17 protein-coding genes are annotated in these 21,350 nt (G+C 44.2%); 9 read left to right on the forward strand and 8 right to left on the reverse strand.

What is annotated here, in order from left to right; translation table 11 throughout:
• Positions 1–193 precede the first annotated feature (193 nt).
• From JFC07_RS08675 to JFC07_RS08705, 7 genes are all read left to right on the forward strand, one after another.
• The gene (locus JFC07_RS08675; RefSeq protein WP_068403803.1) at positions 194–826 is read left to right on the forward strand and encodes an RlmE family RNA methyltransferase; all 633 of its coding nucleotides are present in this window, start codon (positions 194–196) and stop codon (positions 824–826) included.
• Positions 827–1,276: 450 nt separating this feature from the next.
• Positions 1,277–3,172 carry an ATP-dependent zinc metalloprotease FtsH gene (gene ftsH / locus JFC07_RS08680; RefSeq protein ID WP_068403805.1) on the forward strand — a complete coding sequence of 632 codons (1,896 nt, stop codon included), beginning with the start codon at positions 1,277–1,279 and terminating at the stop codon, positions 3,170–3,172.
• Positions 3,173–3,363: 191 nt separating this feature from the next.
• Positions 3,364–4,269 (forward strand): dihydropteroate synthase, encoded by a 906-nt coding sequence (gene folP / locus JFC07_RS08685; RefSeq protein WP_068403807.1) that lies wholly within the window; start codon positions 3,364–3,366, stop codon positions 4,267–4,269.
• A gap of 153 nt (positions 4,270–4,422) precedes the next feature.
• Positions 4,423–4,716, forward strand: coding sequence for an FAD assembly factor SdhE (locus JFC07_RS08690; RefSeq protein ID WP_068403808.1), 294 nt, complete (start codon positions 4,423–4,425; stop codon positions 4,714–4,716).
• A gap of 82 nt (positions 4,717–4,798) precedes the next feature.
• Positions 4,799–5,170 carry a hypothetical protein gene (locus tag JFC07_RS08695; RefSeq protein ID WP_227678281.1) on the forward strand — a complete coding sequence of 124 codons (372 nt, stop codon included), beginning with the start codon at positions 4,799–4,801 and terminating at the stop codon, positions 5,168–5,170.
• A gap of 383 nt (positions 5,171–5,553) precedes the next feature.
• The gene (locus JFC07_RS08700) at positions 5,554–6,282 is read left to right on the forward strand and encodes a YidB family protein (RefSeq protein WP_068403810.1); all 729 of its coding nucleotides are present in this window, start codon (positions 5,554–5,556) and stop codon (positions 6,280–6,282) included.
• Positions 6,283–6,608: 326 nt separating this feature from the next.
• Positions 6,609–8,066, forward strand: coding sequence for an anion permease (locus JFC07_RS08705; RefSeq protein WP_068403812.1), 1,458 nt, complete (start codon positions 6,609–6,611; stop codon positions 8,064–8,066).
• A 49-nt stretch (positions 8,067–8,115) separates the two neighbouring features.
• On the opposite strand, the gene JFC07_RS08710 is transcribed toward JFC07_RS08705, so the two are convergent.
• The 3 genes from JFC07_RS08710 to trmB all read right to left on the reverse strand — a co-directional run bounded on the left by JFC07_RS08710 (position 8,116) and on the right by trmB (position 12,211).
• A complete protein-coding gene (locus JFC07_RS08710; RefSeq protein WP_068403814.1) occupies positions 8,116–9,204 on the reverse strand; it encodes a regulatory protein RecX in 1,089 nt (362 codons plus the stop codon).
• A 40-nt stretch (positions 9,205–9,244) separates the two neighbouring features.
• Entirely contained in the window at positions 9,245–10,303 is a 1,059-nt protein-coding gene (recA, locus tag JFC07_RS08715; protein WP_068403815.1) for a recombinase RecA, read from the reverse strand.
• 1,092 nt (positions 10,304–11,395) lie between these two features.
• Positions 11,396–12,211, reverse strand: a complete 816-nt coding sequence (gene trmB, locus JFC07_RS08720) for a tRNA (guanosine(46)-N7)-methyltransferase TrmB (protein WP_068403853.1) — start codon at positions 12,209–12,211, stop codon at positions 11,396–11,398.
• 389 nt (positions 12,212–12,600) lie between these two features.
• Here trmB and JFC07_RS08725 point away from each other — a divergent pair, with 389 nt between their 5' ends.
• On the forward strand, positions 12,601–13,530 hold the full coding sequence (locus tag JFC07_RS08725; protein WP_068403817.1) for a DUF2628 domain-containing protein: 930 nt from the start codon (positions 12,601–12,603) through the stop codon (positions 13,528–13,530).
• A 24-nt stretch (positions 13,531–13,554) separates the two neighbouring features.
• On the opposite strand, the gene JFC07_RS08730 is transcribed toward JFC07_RS08725, so the two are convergent.
• Complete coding sequence (locus tag JFC07_RS08730; protein WP_068403818.1) at positions 13,555–15,441, reverse strand: monovalent cation:proton antiporter-2 (CPA2) family protein; 1,887 nt, start codon at positions 15,439–15,441, stop codon at positions 13,555–13,557.
• Between the two features lie 75 nt (positions 15,442–15,516).
• Positions 15,517–16,221: a hypothetical protein gene (locus tag JFC07_RS08735; protein WP_068403819.1), complete on the reverse strand. Its 705-nt coding sequence runs from the start codon at positions 16,219–16,221 to the stop codon at positions 15,517–15,519.
• 180 nt (positions 16,222–16,401) lie between these two features.
• Between JFC07_RS08735 and JFC07_RS08740 the strand changes: the two genes are divergently transcribed.
• Entirely contained in the window at positions 16,402–16,716 is a 315-nt protein-coding gene (locus JFC07_RS08740; protein WP_068403821.1) for a hypothetical protein, read from the forward strand.
• A 164-nt stretch (positions 16,717–16,880) separates the two neighbouring features.
• Here the strand turns inward: JFC07_RS08740 and JFC07_RS08745 are convergent, their stop codons facing one another.
• The 3 genes from JFC07_RS08745 to JFC07_RS08755 form a co-directional block, all read right to left on the reverse strand.
• Positions 16,881–18,086, reverse strand: a complete 1,206-nt coding sequence (locus tag JFC07_RS08745) for a cation diffusion facilitator family transporter (protein ID WP_068403822.1) — start codon at positions 18,084–18,086, stop codon at positions 16,881–16,883.
• Between the two features lie 235 nt (positions 18,087–18,321).
• Entirely contained in the window at positions 18,322–20,619 is a 2,298-nt protein-coding gene (locus JFC07_RS08750) for a primosomal protein N' (protein ID WP_198328866.1), read from the reverse strand.
• Positions 20,620–20,769: 150 nt separating this feature from the next.
• A complete protein-coding gene (locus tag JFC07_RS08755; RefSeq protein WP_068403824.1) occupies positions 20,770–21,150 on the reverse strand; it encodes a RidA family protein in 381 nt (126 codons plus the stop codon).
• Positions 21,151–21,350: the final 200 nt, after the last annotated feature.

The following is a 21,350-nucleotide window of genomic DNA, read 5'->3' on the forward strand; positions in this document are numbered from 1 at the left end:
AGGGTAATGAGACAGATACAAGATTTCGTTGTTCAGCACTAGCGTAATCATATGCTGATAAAAGCGCTTTTATAGATAATTAGTAGACACTTATTAAAATTGTCATAAATAACCCCTTTATAAACCGCCAGTCGTGTTTTACAAACGATGTATTTGCAAGCAGGTATATTACCAGACAATAGGAGCAGTCATTTTGGTCACGCGTATTGAAAATAAAAAATTGTCAAAAAGTAGTAGTGCTTGGATGCAAGAGCATATTGACGATCCTTATGTGAAAAAAGCCCAAAAAGATGGCTACCGTGCCCGCGCTGCTTATAAATTGCTGGAGATAAATGAGAAAACCAACCTGATTAAAAAAGGCATGACCGTCGTTGACTTGGGCAGTGCGCCCGGCAGTTGGTCGCAAGTCGCTGGCAAATTGGTCGGTGAAAAAGGCGTCTTGATTGCCTCTGATATACTGCCGATGGATACTTTGCCCGATGTGACCTTTATTCAGGGTGATTTTCGTGAGGCAGATGTGTTCGAGCGTATCATGGCAGAAGTCGGCAACCGAAAGGTCGATGTGGTGCTATCGGATATGGCACCTAATACCGCTGGTAACAGTGCCATTGATCAGCCGCGCATGATGTATTTATGCGAGCTGGCGGTCGATTTCGCGCTGACAACCTTACCCGAAGGTGGCGCGCTTATTATGAAAGTGTTTCAAGGCGAGGGTACGCAAGAATTACGCAAGCAGATGCAGGCGGATTTTAGTAAAATTCGTAGTATCAAACCGGGTGCTTCACGACCACGCTCAAAAGAGATGTTTTGGATTGCCATTAAGTAGTAGGTCGTTTAACTATTTAATAAAAAGGTTTTAACGTCAAGCAGTTGCGCAAATCATCCATCCTATAAAGTGTGATAAAAGGTCACCATAAAGGCTATGGTTAATGAGCGTAAAAACGCTACAATCCGTTAACTGAATAAATGTGATTGCTGCTTGAATTATACAGGTTAGCACCACATATCATGATATATTAACTTTGTTTTAAATCTATATTTTTACATCTACGTATCAAGCCTATGTTTTAAGCAAAGTCGTCTGAGAGTAAACGCTTTAACCGCTCAGTTATTCATTTTAGTTCGTTTATTTATTATTTTGCTCAGGTTTTTAGAGTCATTAAATCTAAGTAAAAATAATAATTTGCAGCTAGGCATTGAATAGTGAGACATACGTTTATATATAGACGTCACGTGTTTAGTAAACACACCAATAAGTAAGGGATGGGAATAACTAGTGAGCGACATGGTAAAAAATACCTTATTGTGGCTGGTGGTGATCGGTGTTTTAGTGCTGGTGTTTAGCGGCTTTGACAAATCATCTGAGCCGGATAATCTTAACTACTCGGAGTTCGTGACCGCCGTGTCAGAAAACCAAGTAGCCAGTGTTGAAATCGATGGCGAGCAAATCACCGGCGAGAAGAAAAATGGTTCATCATTTGAGACCATTCGTCCAGCTGTGACTGATGATCAGCTGATGCCACTATTGCGCGAAAACCAAGTTGAAGTTCAGGGCACCGCGCCTAAGCGTCAAAGTGTTTTGATGCAACTGCTAATAGCCAGTTTCCCAATTTTATTGATTATTGGTCTGTTTTTATTCTTTATGCGTAATATGCAGGGCGGTGCTGGCGGCAAAGGCGGCGGTCCAATGAGCTTTGGCAAATCAAAAGCCAAAATGCTGACCGAAGACCAAATCAAGGTGAACTTTGATGACGTTGCTGGCTGTGAAGAAGCCAAAGAAGAAGTCGTCGAGGTTGTTGAGTTTTTACGCGACCCTGATAAATTTACTAAGCTTGGCGCGACGATTCCACGTGGAATCTTAATGGTTGGTCCTCCAGGTACGGGTAAAACACTATTGGCAAGAGCCATTGCTGGTGAAGCCAAAGTACCCTTCTTCTCGATTTCAGGTTCTGACTTTGTTGAGATGTTTGTCGGTGTTGGTGCCTCACGTGTGCGGGATATGTTTGAGCAAGCGAAGAAGAGCGCGCCTTGTATTATCTTTATTGATGAGATTGATGCGGTCGGTCGTCATCGTGGCTCTGGTATGGGCGGCGGTAACGACGAGCGCGAGCAGACATTGAACCAATTATTGGTTGAAATGGATGGTTTTGAAGGTAACGAAGGCGTTATTGTCATCGCGGCAACTAACCGTGCAGATGTCCTTGATAAAGCATTATTGCGCCCAGGTCGTTTTGACCGTCAGGTGCAAGTAGGTCTGCCCGATATTAAAGGTCGCGAGCAAATCCTAAAAGTGCATCTACGCAAATTACCAAATACTATTGGTGTTGATGCCCATGCATTGGCACGTGGTACGCCGGGCTTCAGTGGTGCGCAGCTTGCCAACCTTGTTAACGAAGCGGCGTTATTTGCCGCGCGTCGTAACAAACGTAGCGTTGATATGAATGACTTTGAAGACGCAAAAGACAAGCTATATATGGGTCCTGAGCGCAAATCTATGGTTATCCGTGAAGAAGAGCGCCGCGCGACAGCCTATCATGAAGCGGGTCACGCGTTGGTTGCAGAATTGCTACCAGGCACCGATCCTGTTCATAAAGTGACGATTATGCCGCGTGGCTTTGCCCTTGGTGTGACTTGGCAGCTACCTGAGCATGATCAGACCAGCATGTATAAATCAAAAATGCTTAACGATATTGCGATATTGTTTGGTGGCCGTATTGCTGAAGAAGTCTTTATCAATCAAATGTCAACGGGCGCTTCAAACGACTTTGAACGTGCGACCAAAATGGCACGCGCGATGGTAACCAAATATGGTATGTCAGATGCGCTAGGCATCATGGTTTACGAAGACGATGATAGCTCACAAGGTTACTTTGGTGGTGGCGGTCGGACGATCTCGGAAGCCACGCAGCAAAAAGTTGATGAAGAAGTACGCCGTATGCTAGAAGAGCAATACGATATCGCCCGCGAATTGATTGAAGGCAATCAAGACAAAATGCATGCGATGGTAGATGCGCTGATGAAATGGGAAACCATTGACCGCGATCAGTTGCAGGATATTTTGGCAGGTGAAGAGCCTCGTCCGCCAAGAGTCTATCAGCCTAATGAAGTAGACTTATCGAAAACTGATATTAAACCGACGAACTCTACACCGCCGCCATTACCAGCGATGTAGTTTCTCGTTTATTACAATCTCATAGATAGTCGATAAAAAGCCCTTTTTGATAAAGGGCTTTTTTGTGGGCGTCATTTGACGAAGGCTTTAGGACGGAATAAGATTTGCTGCTATCATGGACGTTTATAATCTTAAACAGTGTAAATACCGCTAACACAGTTCTTTAAAATACAATTTATAATGGATAAGTTATGTCATTATTCCAGCATTTACCCAGCTATAAAGTAACGAGCCGCGATAAAACTTTAGATTTATCACAGCCGCATATTATGGGGATCTTAAACGTCACACCTGATTCCTTTTCTGATGGCGGACGGTTTACTGCGATTGATAGCGCCATCATTCACGCTAAAGACATGATAGGCGCGGGTGCAACCATTATTGATATTGGCGGTGAGTCTACGCGGCCCAATGCCGCTGCTGTGTCTACCGAAGAAGAAGTGCAGCGTGTCGTGCCAGTCGTCAAAGCGATTCGCCAACAGCTAGGTAGTCTAAACAAGGATATTTGGTTATCTATTGATACCAGTAATCCTATCGTTATGCAGGCAGCGTTTGAAGCGGGCGCTGATATTTGGAATGATGTTCGCGCGCTGAAGCGTGAAGGCGCAGCAGAGATGGCAGCTAAGCTTGATATTCCTGTCATGCTGATGCACATGCGCGGTGAGCCTACGACGATGAACAATCTTGCTCAGTATGATGATGTGATTAAAGAAGTCAGTACCGAGCTAACAGCGCGTATCGCTGAAGTGACAAACGCGGGCATCAAGCGCGAAAAAATCATTATCGATCCAGGTTTTGGCTTTGCAAAAAACTATGAGCATCATTGTGCGTTATTAAGTCAGCTCGAACGTCTGCAAACGCTCGGATTGCCAATGATGTTTGGTATTTCACGTAAGCGTTTTTTAGCTGAAGTATTAAGCAAAAGCGGAGTCGAAGCGTTTGCCAATACTCAAGCGCTAGAGCGTGACGCGGTAGGAACGGCGGCGGGGATTTTTGCACTACAACAGGGCGCTAGTATTATCCGCACCCATAATGTCGCTATGATGCAGCAAGCGGTGACGCTATGGCAGCAATTATCGGCGTATAATCAAAGCTGATAGGCTAATAGCTTTTTATAAGCTGGCTGTTGCTAGATTGCCTTTTATAGACGAGGCTTTTATAAGCACGGCTGACTCCTGTTATTTATTAATCTTACTATTTATTTAACGTCTATTTAGTTAAATACCATTTAAACCTATGGGAATATTTTTATGACAATTAGCAATCAACCAGAGCCAAACAAGCAACCAGAACCCACCCTCGAGCAACGCCGCATTATTTATCAAGCACGCCGTGGCTTAAAAGAATTGGACTTTTATATTGATCCTTATATTAAAGAGTTATATTTAACTGCCGACCCGAGTGAACAGGCGACTTTCGCAGAAATGCTGACCCATGAAGACCCAGATTTATTGGATTATTTTACCAACCAAAGCCGTCCAGAAAATGCAGCGATATGGGATTTGGTTAATAAAATTAAAACATGGCGTCATAGTAAAAGTTAAACGTAACCATTAAGGTTTTTTCAAAGTACCAGCCTTTTAGATAGAGGCTTTGAATACATAAAATCCTGCTTGGATGCTAACGATGACATTGCTAAGCTCCTTACGTATCGACGCGCCAATCCAGCCTGCGAGCCGTATACGTTTGATGTTTTATCTGCTTTTGGTCAGTGCGCTGCTGATATTGGCAGCGCTTGCGTCATTGGCGTTGTGGCAGTATGTACTCATATTGATTGTAAGTGCCGCTACCCTAAGCTATTTAGCGCTATCGCGACCGATTTTACTGCATCTAAGCCAGCCGCCCTTAAATAAGAGCATCTATCAACATTGGCAACTTCTGATGCGGAGCAGTCGCGGCGATAACTTGTGGCAAGCTGAGCTGGTCGCAGTCAGCAGCTATTCTTGGGTGATATGCTTTAAATTTTTATTGTCAAAGAACCTTATCAGCGCCCTTTAGCAGTCGCGATATTTCGGGATCAAGTCAGCGCCGAGCAATGGCGCAAATTGTCTATTTTAGCCAATAGCGTTTCTGCTAAAATGGCGTAAATAAAGACCACGCGTTAAGAAAATAATACAAGTAGCGTCATCTATATGGTGCAATTCTTTATATATCTTTTCCTACCTCTCATTTCATCCTTTCAATCACTAACATGCCGCTACATGCCATAACAAAACGTCTATCTAGGCTAAGTAAGGGTTTTGCTATAGTAATCATAATCGTCAAAATCTTATTTGTTTTATTATTTAAGGATTTGCCATATCCGTGGCGAATAGATTTTTAGATGAGTAAAGAAGATCAGATATTTGACGATACATTATTTATAATAAAAGGACGATATCATGAGCTTATTAGGAAACTTAGTCAGCCAAGTGGCGCGCAGTGCGATGGACCCAGAGGATAGACAACGCAACCCGGTCAACCAACGTATTAATCCACGCCGCACCGGTGGTTTAGGCGATATATTGGGCAGTGTATTAGGTGGTGGCACCCAGCCAAGTGGCTACAATCCACAGCAGTATGAGCGCCGCAGTGATAATGGTTTTGGTTTAGATGACATCATCGGCGGGCTTACGGGCGCAAACCAGCGCGGCGGTATGAGTGCAGGCGCGGGTGGACTTGGCGATATTTTAGGTAGCGTCTTAAGTGGTCAAATGGGTGGCGGTCGAACCTCGCGCGCGGGATTTGGTGGTAAAGGTATGCTGATCGCTGCATTGATGCCGATGGTACTCAGTTGGATCAAACGCAATGGTGGTTTGAGTGGCGCTTTATCAAAAATCACTGGCATGGGTTACGAGAATCAAGCGCGTTCTTGGATGAGTAACCAAGAGGTCAATGATAATCTTGATCCTAATGAGATTACCCGTCTATTTGATGAAAGTGAGATTCAGCAGGTAGCGGCGCATACCGGCGCAAATGAGATGGAAGTTCACCAAGGTCTGGCTGAGCTACTGCCTGAGGTTATGAACCAATTAACGCCAAATGGCAATTTGGAAAATGAACCTGAAGCCAATGAAGAGATTGACCAAATTATCAATCAGTTATCAAATCGATTAGGCACATTAAAGTAAAATAATTGTCCTTTATAAATCTTCCTTTCCGTCATTAAGAAAAGAGTGCATATACATGCGCTCTTTTTTTTGTTTTAGCTTAGCAAAAATACTTACATTCTAACGCGATAAGGGCGCAGAGTTTTCTATGTGAGTCGAGTGCTAAAAAGATAGATATGTTAAGAACCGTGACTAAAGTCGCTAAGAAGATTCAAAAAATTTATGATAACGGTATAATTTATTTAAGGCTACTTCATAGCTTTGCATGTTATTACCCAGTTTCTTTAAAAAGCTTTATATAAAGTCATGCGATATAAAGGTATAAGTATTTTACAAGGATATTACTCATGCCATTTAAGCCTATCCAAGCAGCAATTGCCATCTTAGTTGGTTTGATTATCTGGTTTGTGATTCCTGTACCAAATGGGGTAACACCAGAAGCATGGCATATGCTGGCCTTATTCATCGCCACCATTGTGGCCATCATCGGTAAAGTCTTGCCCATCGGGGCGATTGCCATTATCGCCGTTATGTTGGTGGCGCTGACTGGGGTGACTAATGACAGTCCAAAAGACGCCATCGCTGATGCCTTATCGAGCTATTCAAGCCCGCTGATTTGGCTCATCGGTATTGCGGTAATGATATCGCGAGGACTTATAAAAACGGGTTTGGGGCGGCGTATTGCTTATTACTTCATCTCGATATTTGGAAAAAAGACCATTGGCGTTGCTTATTCGTTAAGCGCAGCGGAGCTGATGATAGCGCCGATTACCCCTTCTAATACCGCTCGTGGTGGCGGTATTATTCACCCCATTATGCGGTCAATTGCGCAAAGCTTTCATTCAACGCCAGAAGAGGGCACGCAAAATAAAATTGGCCGTTATCTAGCGATGGTTAATTATCACGCTAATCCGATTACTTCTGGTATGTTTATTACCGCCACCGCGCCAAACCCACTGGTGGTAGATTTGGTCAATAAAGCCACAGGGAGTGAGATTCAGCTGTCATGGACGACGTGGGCAGTGGCCATGTTTATACCGGGGATGCTCTGTTTATTATTGATGCCGTTGGTTATTTATCTGATTTATCCGCCCGATGTCAAAGTCACCCCAGATGCCAAACAGTTTGCTAAAGACAATCTAAGCGAGATGGGGCAGGTGAGCACGCAGGAAAAAATCATGTTGGGCGTCTTCGCTTTAATGCTGATATTGTGGGCCAATATTCCAGCACTAATCTTTGGTGAACAATTAAGTGTCGATGCGACAACCACTGCTTTTATCGGTTTGACGGCGCTTATACTGACAGGCGTATTAACTTGGGATGACGTGCTTAAAGAAAAATCAGCATGGGATACCATTGTATGGTTTGGGGCACTGATTATGATGGCGTCTTACCTCAATAAATTAGGCTTGGTTGGCTGGTTCTCAAGCAACATCGAATCAATGATTGGCGTGATAGGCGTCGGCTGGATCGGCGCTGTGGTGATTTTGACGTTGGTTTATTTGTATATTCATTACTTTTTTGCCAGTACCACCGCCCATATTACCGCCTTGTTTGCTGCTTTTTATGCAGTAGGGTTAAGCCTAGGCGCGCCGCCGATGTTATATGCGCTTATTTTAGCAGCGGCAGGCAATATTATGATGACGCTGACCCATTATGCAACAGGTACGGCGCCGGTTATTTTTAACTCGGGCTATGTGACCCTAGGAGAGTGGTGGATTATCGGCGCCATCATGAGTGTGGTCAATCTTGTGGTATGGATAGGCGCAGGTTTGATTTGGTGGAAACTGCTTGGTTATTATTGATAAATAGACTGATAATATTATGAATCATCGATGATTTTGCTCAAATTGGTTAGAAGCGCTCATCTAAGGTATCTAACGTATAATTTAACGCCTCAAAGCAGATATCGGTATTGAAGCCACGATATTGCAAAAATCGTAGCTGGCGAGCCTTGTCTTTTTGCTCAGTTGGGATGTTATCGCCATATTTTTTGGTACGGGCGGTGACGGCAAGTTTTAGCCAATCGACGCCTTCGACCAAGTTATCGGTATCTTCCTCGATAAATTCACTAAACTCTTCAGATTCGACATTAGCCATGTCTATCAGCTCATCAATATTGCCGGGCATGGCTATCTTTTTATGATAGAACTCTTGCTTAATACGAGCGCGTCCGCGTCCTTTACGGATATTTTCTCGTATCAACATCAGCGTGGTACGATAATCGCTTTGATAGCCTTTTTCTGCAAACTCATCAAGTAGGGCATCAATTTTATCGGGGTCTTGTTCTTTGTCTAGCAGCTTTTGTTTGAGTTCAGCTTTACCGTATTCACGGCGCGATAGATAATAAAATGCCAACCAGCGCAAACGGCTTTCGGCTTTGATGGCGTCGATATCCGCTTGGCGTTGCTCAGGCGTACGCAAATAGGCTTTAAGCGCCGCAGGTAGGTTGTCTGTTTGATTATTAGCTTGATGGTTTAATTCACTATGACCTTTAGCAGTGTTACTGTCTGTATGGTCATTATCTTCGCTACTATGAACATCGTGTTTGACCTCGGCAAGTAGCTGTTTAATACTTTGCGCTTCTGGTGGCTGATAGGCAGGTACGTTATTAGGCTCAGGAATGAAATTTGCCGCTGGATGAAAGTTTTTTTTGCGCTTTTTGTTTTTAGAAGGTTTTTTATTATAAGAGGAAGATGAGACAAGCGAGTCTATATCCGCTATAGCATCGTCCTGTAAAGGTGTTGCTTCTTTTTTTGTATAAGTCGTATGTTTAGCCCTTTTCCTGGACTTTTCTTGATAGGGCTGCTGAGAATTTTTAGCAGACTCAGAGGATTTGGTAGACTTTTTGGATTTGGTAGACTTTTTGGATTTGGCAGGAGTAGCACTCGCTGAATCGGCTTCCGACTCAGCGAGTATTTCAGCTAAGGTTTTAATTTTCATAATCAATCATGATAGACAATCATATTCTACAAAAAATCTATTATTGCACAGGCTCAGGAGCAAAGTCTTGTTCAGGCTCTTCCTTGTCTGGAGCTTTATTAGGGTCGACTACGCCAAGTTTTTCAGCCCGAATTTTCGCTTCGATCTCTTCAGCAATTGCAGGGTTTTCTTTTAAAAACAGTACCGAATTGGCTTTACCTTGGCCGATTTTTTCATCGCCATAGCTATACCACGAGCCTGCTTTACCAACTGCGCCAATCTCAACGCCCAAATCAATCACTTCTGCTAGATGGTTGGTACCTTCACCGTAAGTGATTTCAAATTCAGCTTGACGGAATGGCGGCGCCATCTTATTTTTGATAACTTTGACGCGGGTTTGGTTACCGATGATATCATCGCCATTTTTTACCGCCCCGATACGGCGGATATCCATACGTACGGACGCATAGAATTTTAGTGCATTACCACCGGTTGTGGTTTCAGGGCTACCAAACATAACGCCGATTTTCATACGAATCTGGTTGATAAAGACCACCATACAGTTCGAGCGTTTGGCATTACCGGTGATTTTACGCAGCGCTTGGCTCATCAAACGTGCCTGCAGACCCATGTGCGAATCGCCCATTTCACCCTCGATTTCTGCTCGCGGGGTTAGCGCCGCGACGGAGTCGATGACAATCATATCAACTGCCCCTGAGCGCACTAACATATCGGTAATCTCAAGCGCTTGCTCGCCATTGTCTGGCTGTGACACGAGTAAATCGTCGGTATTTACCCCAAGTTTACGGGCGTAAACTGGGTCAAGAGCGTGCTCGGCATCGATAAAGGCACAAACGCCGCCTTGCTTTTGACATTCGGCAATCGCTTGCAAGGTCATGGTGGTTTTACCAGAGCTTTCAGGACCGTAAATCTCAACGATACGACCTTTTGGTAGACCGCCAATACCAAGCGCGATATCTAGACCCAATGAGCCGGTAGAGACCACATCGGCGTCAAGCGTGGCTGAGTCGTCACCAAGATGCATAATGGTGTTTTTACCAAATTGCTTTTCAATTTGACCTAATGCCGCTTTGAGGGCTTTGGCTTTATTTTCGTCCATGTAGGACTCCTTGTGAAAAATAATAAATATAAGATGGTCTGGTTATGTCAAACGTGGCATTTAAAACGATAGGTTTAAAGCGTTTGTTAAATAACGACTTGCTCAGTGAAATCACTCACGACTTTCATCATCAGTAAACGACACGTTTGGCAAGTTTGAGGTAGAGGGTTATAGTGGGTTTAAGACAGTGATATCGGCTATATCACCTTACTATACAGTAAAAACGAATCATGATAAAAGCAAAAAAAAGTTCATAGATGCGAATGCTCATTTGCCATAATAATGGCTGTAGGTTTATCTTTGCGATACTGGTCGCGCTATTCTGTGTTATATCGCTGTTGTTTAGATAAGGCTATTATAACAAAAGCCAAGCCCAATATTTAGCGTAGCAAGCGGCTAAACGACAGTGAATGTCGCCTATTATTCTACTGATATTATGACGAAGTAGTTATGCTTTGCCCTATATTTTGAACTTAATAACAGGGCGGTTTGTCAATAGTTTTGTAAGTTGTCCACAATAAAAAAAGTATTTTTATTTGTAGGTTGTGAAACATTGATAAGCTTTAAATTAATTTGAAAAAAATTAAAAATATATTATTTATCTTTTAAATATGTCGTAAGTAATTGATTTATAATGCTTTTAAAATTGTACAAAAAATGAACGATTTTACCTAACCCTTTAAGCTATCTAAGGAAATGCTTGTCAAGTAGCGACTTATACACAGGGTTATCCACAGCTTATGGGGAGAACTCAGCAAACCCTTATGTTACCGATGTTTGCGCAGACATAAAAACTTAGAGACAGGCGAAATATTGATGATTTCTATTTTTGCAACTTTAAATTTAATAAAGAAATTGTTCTGTTACGCCTATGTTTCACATAATGCCTGCGCCTACAGGGCGTTCAATAACAGCCTTGAATGGCTCAATATCTTAAAAACGACATGCAAAGCCTTATATGTCAAGGGCTATGCTAAAAGTAGCAAAATTCAGCTAAAAGCGGAAAAATGAATTGGCATAAAAAAACGGCTAAGTACGTTATTAGTATCTTAGCCGCTATCGTGCAGGAATGCTAGGGTTACGCTACCAAGCCTAATCCTTGATATAGATCAAATCCCAAACGCCGTGTCCGCGCTCTAAACCGCGGCGCTCAAACTTAGTCATTGGACGAAAGTCAGGACGGACGGTGAAATTACCTGCGCCTGCTTGATTGGTCAGTCCAGCAAAAGCATCTAAAACCTCAACCATCCAAAAGGCATAATGTTCCCAGTCGGTCGCCGTATGGAACCAGCCGCCTTGTTTTAAGCTGCGCGTAACAATTGTCATGCGCTCAGGACTGACAAAACGGCGTTTATAGTGGCGCTTTTTTTGCCACGGATCAGGGAAGTAAAGCTGAATGCGGTCGATATGATTTTCTGGTAGCTGCTTGAGCAATTGGATGGCATCACCGTTGATGATTTTAACGTTGGTTAACCCTTGCGTCCCTGCCATATAGGCGCATTTACCGATGCCTGGCTCATGGACTTCAACACCAACAAAATTGCGCGTCGGCTCTGCGGCGGCCATCTCGATAAACGAATCGCCTAGACCAAAACCAATCTCTAAAGTCAGCGGCGCATCACTGCCATTCGGGCTATCTGCAAATAACGCGCGTAAATCGTTAATGCCCTCAAGATTGCCATCACCGAAACTGTTATTGACCAAGTAATGCGCAAACTCTGGCGCAGTCAATGCCAGTTCGGCATTTTTATTCATGTGCGTCCGCCGTTTCATAAAGGTATTAACGATACGAATGTGCTTGTCCGTTGACTCTTCAGTCTGACTGCTGGCATCAGTATCCACATCCACGTTATCAGTATTAACGCTATCAGTGTTAATGTTAGAAGCGGTTTGCATTTCTGTGTTCATGGTATCAGCGGTATTGGGGTTTTGCGCATCAGTCGTATCGTTACCACTACTATTGATGTCATTGTGCTTAGGATGTTGACTCATAGGATTAACAAAGCTTAATTAAGTAGATAAAGTTGCCTCATTATAAGTGAAATCGTCACCACTGTGAACGCACAATACAGTTTTAGCGCACCCGCTATAACGCTTATAACTTTATAGGCTGTTTGTATATATAGGTTTCATATATATGGGTTTTCTACGCAGGGCTTTTGGCGTTATCATATAGCCAGCATGTTTTAAAAATAAGGGTTTAAAAATAACCACTTAATCAGAAACGTTGGATAAAAAAACGATATACAAATCCGCGCGTTAATATTTATGCTTAATAATCAGTAAGGCCTATCACCATGTTATTTATCGAGACGGATTCGCCGCCACCGTTTTATCAAGAACAGCTGAGCGCTGCTAAACGCGAACAACTGGATAAATGGTTTATCAGTCAGCGTAGCCAGTCGTATTATCTTAAACGCTTTAAGGAGTTTGATGAGCAAGGCTACCTGTCGCCTAAATGGCACTGGGCGGCGTTCTTTGTCACCTTTCCTTGGCTGTTGTATCGCAAGCGCTATATGGATGCGATTGTATATAGCGTCGCAGGTTGGTCATTTATTCAACTGAATGTGGCGCTGATATTGGTAGCGTTTGAGTTTGTGGCGATGCCTTTTATTGCCGATGCGTATCAGATGGGCATACGTATCGCTATCGCGGCGCTGATTTGGCTGTTTTGGTCGTTTATGGTGGCACGCTGGACAGATGCTTATTATTACCGTATGGCACGGCGCGAGATTGCAGATGCTATCAATGATTATCCGCGCGATGAAGCGGCGCAAAAAGCGCATTTAAAAAAGGAAGGCGGGGTCAGTTTATTTGGCTTAGGCTTAGGCTTTGGATTTTTTGCTTTTGCATTAATGGTAATCAAGCTACAGTTTTTGCCCATTGTCGCCAAGCCTAAAGAAAATGAAATATTATTTGATGCGTATGATACTGCTAAAACGGCACAAAATCGTGTGGCGCTTAGCTATCGGCAAACAGGACAGTGTCCGCTTAATCTGCCTTTAGATATGGGCACGCAGCAAGTCAATATCGCGGTTGATACCCAAGCTGCTGGCGTGACAAACACCGATTGCGCAGTTATCGCTACCATTCAAAACGTCAAATTTCCATTACGTTATTTAAATGAGCAGACGCTGGTTTTTTATCATCTGCCCGATAGTGATAATTGGCGCTGTACGACCTCGCTAAATAAAAGGCAAGCGCCTAAAGGCTGTAGCGAGGATTAATAAACGATAAAACTATAATAGCCGTTAGTTTTTAGAGTCAGCGGTCAGATCGTCTTTTTCATCGGCGGGTATGGATTGGTTTTTTAGCGCGTCATAAAAGTCCGTCAAATCCATTTTACGGGCTTTATCGATATCTTCATCAAATAAGCTCTCAAGCTCCGCTATGGCTGATTGTGCCGATTCAATCATACTGGCTTCGTCGTCATAGATCGCTTGCTGGCGTTCAATCAAATCATCATCATAATCGCGGAAAGTTTGGACGGTTTCGCGTGCTTTTTCTGCTGAGATACCAAGTAGTTGTAGCGACTCACGTGACATATCTAAAGACGATAAATAGGTCTCACGCCAAATATGACGGACGCCGACTTCACGCAAACGGTAATAATGCTGGCGGTCACGGGCGCGTGCTAAGACAATCATATCAGGATAGTTTTTACGCAAATATTGAGCGGTGGTAATAGAGCGCTCTACATCGTCGATGGCAAGGATAAAAACGCGTGCTTTTTTGATACCGGCGGCGCGTAGTATCTCGGGGTTTTTTGGATCGCCATAATAGACTTGGTTACCAAATTTACGCACGAAATCGACGCGATTTGCCGAGCGCTCAATCGCTGTAAATTCGATGTTGTGCATACGCAGCACCCGACCGATAATCTGCCCCACACGCCCAAAACCGGCAATAATCACCTGATGCTCATCGTCAGGAATGGTATCGTACTCGCGGCTGGGTTTTCTTTTGGCAAAGAGCGGCTCACCGATTTTTTCTAAGAGTAAAAATGCCAGTGGCGTCAGTGCCATAGAGATGGTGACGATAAGGTTTAAAGTGTTGGCAAGCTCAGGACGCAATACATTTTGCACGCTCGCCACACTGAATAATACAAAGGCAAATTCACCACCTTGAGCGAGGGTAACCCCCAAACGAATACTGGTCGGCCAGCGATTGCCCGATACTTTTGCAATCGCAGTAATCACCGCAAATTTAATCACCATCAACGCCATAGCGCAGCCGATGATAAAGATAGGCTTTGCTAAGATGAGTTTGACATCGGTGAGCATGCCGACCGACATAAAAAACAGCCCTAACAGCAAGCCTTTAAACGGCTCGATACTGGCTTCTAGCTCATGACGATATTCAGAATCCGCCAGCAATACGCCAGTCAAGAATGCACCTAATGCCATCGATAGGCCAATTTGTCCCATTAAAATAGACACGCCCATGACGATAAATAAAGCGACGGCGGTTAAAAGTTCTGAAGCACCGCTAGATGCCACAAATTTAAAGAAAGGTCGAATGATATAACGGCTGGCAAAGATAAGTCCGGCAAAAACGGCAAATACTTTACCAAAATAAATCAAATCGTAGCTTTGCTCGCGCACCCCTGATAAAAACGGAATGACGGCTAATAAAGGGATAACGGCGATATCTTGGAATAATAAAATGGTAAAGGCTTCACGGCCATGGGTACTAGAAAGCTGCTGTTTCTCTGTTAATATTTGCAGGACAAAAGCAGTGGATGACAGCGCCAAACCAAAGCCGACGATAAAAGCAGTATCGAGCGGCAAGGTAAAAAACTGGTGTAACAGCCACATCAATAGCGTGCCTGTCAGACCGACTTGTAATCCCCCGAGGACAAATATCGAACGCCGTAGCGCCCATAATCGTGAAGGCTGCAACTCAAGACCGATAATAAACAACAGCATGACCACGCCAAACTCGGAAAAGTGCAATAAGCTCTCGGCGTCGCCTGCAACGTCTAAACCACTGGGGCCCAATATTAAACCAGTAATCAGATATCCTAACACCGTCGCAATACCGAAACGCTTGCCAAGTGGTACAAACAGCAGCGCTGCCCCCAAGAAAATTGTAGCTTGTAACATCAAGTTTGGTGAGCCGGCGGCGGCAGCGAGCATCTGGAATCCTTAGCGGTAACGATAAAATAAGCAGTAAAACGGGGTAGATCAATAGTCAAAAATTTTGAACATCGTTTATTTTTTACGATAAATCTTCCATACGCCATTGTCTGCCAGCGGATTGCTATAAGCATCGTTACGGCGTTTCCGCGGGGTCTGACGACTGTCGACGATTTTAAAATCAGGTAGGGCATGAACGATAAGCCCCGTGCGGTAAAAGCGTACGCGCTCAGGCTCTAGCATCTCGCCCTTGGTATCGCGGCAAAATACATATGCGCGCAAATCAATAAATTCACGATGCGCCACCAAACGTGCCTCATCATCATTGTCAAATACGGCACTCATACGGGCGATTTCATCGGCACTATAATCGCCACATTTATCGGTCAGCGCTCCGACCGAGCCAAAACTTTTGGATTCTTTGGCGCGGGTCTTGGTCAGATGTAACCTTTGCACATGATAAATAAACTGCGGTATCTCAAGGCTGGCGGGCAAAGGCAAATAGTCGGGTGGCAGATTGGCCGCCGGATAAAATGCCATCGCGCGCTCAAGCAGACTGTGCCAACGCTGCTGATAAGCTTGGACTTCGGCTAAATTGCCTTCATAAATCGGCATATCACGAATTTGCCGCAAAATATCAGGCGGAAACTGCTCATCTCGAAAGCTGGCAATATCTTCTTGCAGCGTCGATAGCAATGCTTTGGCATGCTTTTTACCCTCGCTTGAGATAGGGTCATCAATGTAGCTTGGAGCAACGAAAGGAGCTGAGCGTCTTGACATGGCAGAAAATAATCCAGTAGTGGCAAATTGGGCGTTTCAGCTTTAAGTATACAGAATTTAGATAAAAAATATGGCGACGCGGCCAAATTTCCCATGATTTTTAACATCCTATTACAATGAAAAAAGTCACCTGATATAAGCTTGTTTAAAATTAACTCTCTTTCTTAGGCGCTTTTTTTTATGGATAATGGCTCTAAATACTTCCTAAATCATCATAATCGGCGGAGCTTCTTAAGAATTTTTAGTAGAGTGATTTTAAAAATTACCGGTGCAGGATTGGCGCTAGTATTTGGATTTTGGTTGCTACTGGCGTCAAATATGGGACCGGTTTATCTGCCACAGTTTATGGACGGCGCGCTAGATTTTTGGATTCGCATGACGCTGTTGGGGCTGGGGCTAAGTATTTGGCTCATAACAGCAGTTTGGTTCATTTGGTTTGTGCTGCGTTATAGCCATTACTTGATAAAGTACTATTTGACAAAACGTCGCTTATAAATGAAACATAAATAGACGACGTTTTAATGGATAGTTGGTTTTAATGGATGGTTAGTTTTAATTGATTGTTATAAGAAGGGCACTGTTTTTGATATGTCGTATCTGGCTTATTAATGGCTAATGTTTAAAGTTTAGTGTCTTAGAAATCTTACCTAAAATCATGCCTAATGGTTGTGACCAATATGACTATTGCTATTAGTCGCCTGCTGGGAGATATCGCAGACTAAGGCGTCGCTATGGGTTTTGGTTTGCGGATGCGCTAAGCTTTCAACCTGTATCGTTGCGTGATGAATATCAAGCTCAAGAAGGCTCTGCTCTAAACTGGCAATCAAGATACTCGATTCATAAATACTCATTTCACCATCGACGACCACGTGACAAGATAGGGCGTTGAGACCGCTGGTGATACTCCAAACATGTAGGTCATGGACTTTTTGGACTTGTGGATGGGTAAGTAGTTTATCTTCGACCTCTACCAGTGAGATGCCTTCTGGCGTGCCTTCCATCAAGATATGTACCGAATCACGTACCACGCGATAACCACTAAATAAAATCAATATGGCCACAATGACCGACGCTGCCGCATCTGCCCAAACCCAGCCAAAGCTCATCATCAAAAGCGCGGCAACGATAGCGGCAACCGAACCCATTAAGTCACTTAATACGTGCAAATAAGCACTTTGCATATTTAAATTAACTGGTGCTTTAGCTTCAGTTTGTCCATCTTGCTGTGCATGGTTGTCGCCATGGTTATGATTATGTGCATGCCCATGCGTATCAGTGCCGCGACTGCCGCGATGCATCAGCCAAGCGACCACAATATTGACCAGCATACCAATGGTCGCAACGATAAGCATCCCTTGGGTCGCAATCTCAGGCGGCGAGTTAAAACGTTTAATCGCCTCATAAAAAATCATGATGGCAATAATAACCAGCGTTGCACCATTGACCGTCGCCACCAAAATCTCAAAGCGTTTATAGCCAAAGGTTTTTTGATGGGTGGCCGCTTTTTCACCAATTTTAAAGGCCATTAACGTCGCGCCAAGCGCTACCGCGTCACTGAGCATATGACCAGCATCAGACAGCAGCGCCAAACTACCCGTGAGCCAGCCGCCAATGGCTTCGACAAACATATAGCCTGTAATGATGATAAAGCTAAACAGCAAAGTGCGCTGATAACCCTTGGTATCGCGCGGTGCAACCGTCTCTTCTAGATGCTCATCGTGGTCATGATGGTGTTGATTATCCTTGGTATACCTGTCTTGAATATTACTATTATCTGCATGATTTTGAGCATGTTTATGGGTATCAATCGCCGCATTCTGATGAGAATGGTCATGTTGTTTAGATTTCGGGCGCTCTTGATTCATAACAATACTCGGGATAATAAAAGGTGAAATAGAGGATTTATAAAGCTTTGATTGCTTATAAAGTTGGGCTTGCGATGCATAACCAGACAGTTATAGAGAATTTAGCACATTTACTAAAGGCTTGCTGTATCTAGGCAGTAAACGATATAAGGCGAATTTTGGCTAGCGTTCTTTATTGACGCTAATGTATAGAATGACGATTAAAACTGGCGCGGTGTATTCTAAGATTGAACGTTTACCAGCCGACAGGGTCGATATCTAAGGTCAGTTTTAGATATTTGGCGCTTGGCAAAGCAAGTACAGGTTGCCACCAGTGATTGAGTACCCTATGTAATTGCTGTCGGTCTTTGCCTAATAGCAGTAATTGCGCGTGGTAGCGGCTGTTCTTTTTACTCATCGGCGCATCGATAGGGCCGAGAACAGCAAGATTATGAGCGTTTGGAAGAATACCAACGGCATCTTTTAGCGCTTGCGTGGTGGCAGCTAACGTTTTACCTTCGCAGCGTATTAGGGCAGCATAACTATGCGGTGGCAAGCCCATCATTTTACGCTCTTGCAATAGCTCACGTGCGAATGATAAGTAACCGTCTTTTACCAATTTTAATAACAGCGCATTATCAGGTTGCAGCGTTTGAATAAGCACGCGCCCCGATTTGTCCCCGCGACCAGCACGGCCTGCCACTTGAATCATGAGCTGGGCGGTATGCTCCGGCGAGCGAAAGTCGGCGGACAAAAAACCGCGATCGGCATTAGGCAAGCAGACAAGCGTGACGTTGGGAAAATGATGACCTTTGGCGACCATTTGCGTACCGACTAAGATGGCAGGCTTGCCTTCATTGATACGCTGATAAATATTCTCCCAGCTGTCTTTACGTCTGGTGGTATCGCGATCGATTTGGATAATAGGATACAGCGCTTTACTGGTTTGCGGATTGGCAAAAATTGCATGCAAATTTTCACTTAGCCTCGTCGTTCCGATACCTTTGGCGTCCAAATTTTGACTACCACAATCAGGGCAAACCGTCGGAATATAGGCCTGCCAGTCGCAGTGATGACACTTTAAATAAGAGCTGTTTGAATAGGAATTGGATTGCGATTGGCTATTATAATGCACGGTTAAATGCGCATCACAGCGCGGGCAATCGGCTTGCCAACCGCACGCTTCGCAGAGCAAAACTGGCGCATAGCCGCGGCGATTTAAAAATATCAATACTTGGTCGCCCGCTTCTAGCGTTTGCCGTATCGCGCCGATAAGCGCGTCGGTCAATCCGGTATCATAACGTGCACCGTCGTCTGTCGTCTGTTGATGGGTGCTTTGCTGGCGCGCGTCAATCAGCTGCATGGTTGCAGGTTTGGCGTTACCAGGGCGAGTTTGCAGTTGGTATTCGATAAGCTTGCCATCATCGACCAGTTTTAGATGTTCAAGCGAAGGCGTCGCAGTACCAAGTACGACGGGAATATTGGCTTGGAGTCCGCGATACAGCGCGACGTCAGCGGCATGATAGCGCAGCGTGTCTTGCTGTTTATAAGAACCATCATGCGCTTCATCGACGACAATTAAGCCCAAATTCGCAAACGGATACAGCACCGCCGAGCGTGTACCGATGATAATTTGCGCGTGACCAGTACGGCAATCTTGCCAACCTTGCAGGCGGTGGGTATTGTTCATACCCGAATGTAATAAGACTATATGAGCGGCAAAGCGACTGGCAAAGCGCGCGCGCGTCTGCGGCGTCAATCCAATCTCTGGCACTAGTATCAAAACTTGTTTGCCCGCTTCCAAGACCGCTTGCATCGCTTGCAAGTAGACTTCAGTCTTACCACTACCGGTAATGCCATTTAATAAAAACCCCGTATATTGCTTATTTTCATGCGCAGCAATAATGCCATCGACGGCAAGCCGTTGCTCCTCATTTAGGTCAAGCGGCATTTTTGCTAAAGTAACGGGCGCGGGCGCAGATTTCGCTTCAATATAGCGCTCGATAAGCCCTTTTTCTTCTAGCATCTTTAAGAAGGGTCGCTGCATACCTTCTAATAATAGGACGTCTTCACTAGCGCCGTGCTCACCGTGTAGCTTAAGCATCTCAAACTGCTGCTTTTGTTTTTTGGCATTGCTATGAAAGTCAGCATCAGTGACGTGCGGTAAAATCCGCCAATGGGTAGTGAGTAAATCCAGCGGCTTACCTTGGCGTACGAGGGTTGGCAACATCACCGCTAACACGTCACCGAGCGGATAGTGGTAATAACGCGCCAGCCAATGCGCGAGCTTTAGCATATTGCTGTCTAAAATGGGCTCAGCATCTAAGCATTTATTAATAGGTTTGAGCTTATTCGTCGGTACGTCGCTAGCCGCTTCCTCAATATGAGCAATGACAATACCGATTAAGGTTTGACGACCAAAAGGTACCTCAACACGGCTACCAATCGCTGGTAGCGCCATGGCAGCGCCATTTGCTAATGACGGCGTGTTTGCCGGCAAGCGGTAGTCAAATACCCGATAAAGGGGCACGGGCAGGGCAACTTGTAGCAACATAACTGGGCTTCGCAGTCTTTTATCGAATGAATAGAGGATAGAAACAACAACGCAAATCTAAACAGGCACAGACAAATAAGCTTAGCATGAAGCTAAGCTTATTATCATTTACTATAAACCAGTAATGCTCAGTAATGCTCAATAATCGTCTTATTCAATATACATGATAGATTCGATTTCAACCACACCGCCTTTAGGTAGCGCCGCCACTTGTACGGCAGCGCGGGCAGGATATGGCTCGCTTAAGTTGGCGATAAATACGTCGTTTAGCGCGGCAAAGTCATTTAAATCGGTTAAAGAGACGTTGAATTTAACCACATCATTTAAACTGCCACCGGCTGCCTCACAGATGGCTTTGATGTTTGCAAATACTTGCTTAGCTTGTGCTTCAAAGCCTTCTTTTAGCTCCATGGTATCAGGGTCAAAGCCCAGTTGACCGGAAATATAAACAGTATTGCCTACTTTTACCGCTTGTGAATAGGTGCCAACGGCGGCTGGCGCTTTATCGGTTTGAATGGTTTGACGGGTCATATGATTTCCTTATGATGTTTTTGATGTTTTTTGGTTAAAAAATTGGCCAAAAAATTTCAGGCGATATTAAATGCTCAATATTGAATGGATTTAAAAGGGATAGATTTTAACATGTATTTTAACGGCTTTTATAATTGATAAAGCCTAGGGCGTGTCCTCAATTCATCTTGCAATGAATGATAGTACACGCCAGATAAAGC

Origin of the sequence: Psychrobacter faecalis, from assembly GCF_016107575.1 — a bacterium.
In the GTDB taxonomy this organism is placed as follows: Bacteria; Pseudomonadota; Gammaproteobacteria; order Pseudomonadales; family Moraxellaceae; genus Psychrobacter; species Psychrobacter faecalis.

Bases quoted from the DNA above. Each gene is read 5' to 3' on its own strand.
- JFC07_RS08745 (WP_068403822.1), bottom strand. From the start codon at position 18,086: ATGAATCAAGAGCGCCCGAAATCTAAACAACATGACCATTCTCATCAG.
- JFC07_RS08710 (WP_068403814.1), bottom strand. From the start codon at position 9,204: ATGAAAATTAAAACCTTAGCTGAAATACTCGCTGAGTCGGAAGCCGAT.
- JFC07_RS08730 (WP_068403818.1), bottom strand. From the start codon at position 15,441: ATGCTCGCTGCCGCCGCCGGCTCACCAAACTTGATGTTACAAGCTACA.
- JFC07_RS08690 (WP_068403808.1), top strand. From the start codon at position 4,423: ATGACAATTAGCAATCAACCAGAGCCAAACAAGCAACCAGAACCCACC.
- folP (WP_068403807.1), top strand. From the start codon at position 3,364: ATGTCATTATTCCAGCATTTACCCAGCTATAAAGTAACGAGCCGCGAT.
- JFC07_RS08750 (WP_198328866.1), bottom strand. From the start codon at position 20,619: ATGTTGCTACAAGTTGCCCTGCCCGTGCCCCTTTATCGGGTATTTGAC.
- JFC07_RS08735 (WP_068403819.1), bottom strand. From the start codon at position 16,221: ATGTCAAGACGCTCAGCTCCTTTCGTTGCTCCAAGCTACATTGATGAC.
- JFC07_RS08695 (WP_227678281.1), top strand. From the start codon at position 4,799: ATGACATTGCTAAGCTCCTTACGTATCGACGCGCCAATCCAGCCTGCG.
- JFC07_RS08740 (WP_068403821.1), top strand. From the start codon at position 16,402: ATGGATAATGGCTCTAAATACTTCCTAAATCATCATAATCGGCGGAGC.
- JFC07_RS08755 (WP_068403824.1), bottom strand. From the start codon at position 21,150: ATGACCCGTCAAACCATTCAAACCGATAAAGCGCCAGCCGCCGTTGGC.
- recA (WP_068403815.1), bottom strand. From the start codon at position 10,303: ATGGACGAAAATAAAGCCAAAGCCCTCAAAGCGGCATTAGGTCAAATT.
- trmB (WP_068403853.1), bottom strand. From the start codon at position 12,211: ATGAACACAGAAATGCAAACCGCTTCTAACATTAACACTGATAGCGTT.
- JFC07_RS08725 (WP_068403817.1), top strand. From the start codon at position 12,601: ATGTTATTTATCGAGACGGATTCGCCGCCACCGTTTTATCAAGAACAG.
- JFC07_RS08705 (WP_068403812.1), top strand. From the start codon at position 6,609: ATGCCATTTAAGCCTATCCAAGCAGCAATTGCCATCTTAGTTGGTTTG.
- JFC07_RS08700 (WP_068403810.1), top strand. From the start codon at position 5,554: ATGAGCTTATTAGGAAACTTAGTCAGCCAAGTGGCGCGCAGTGCGATG.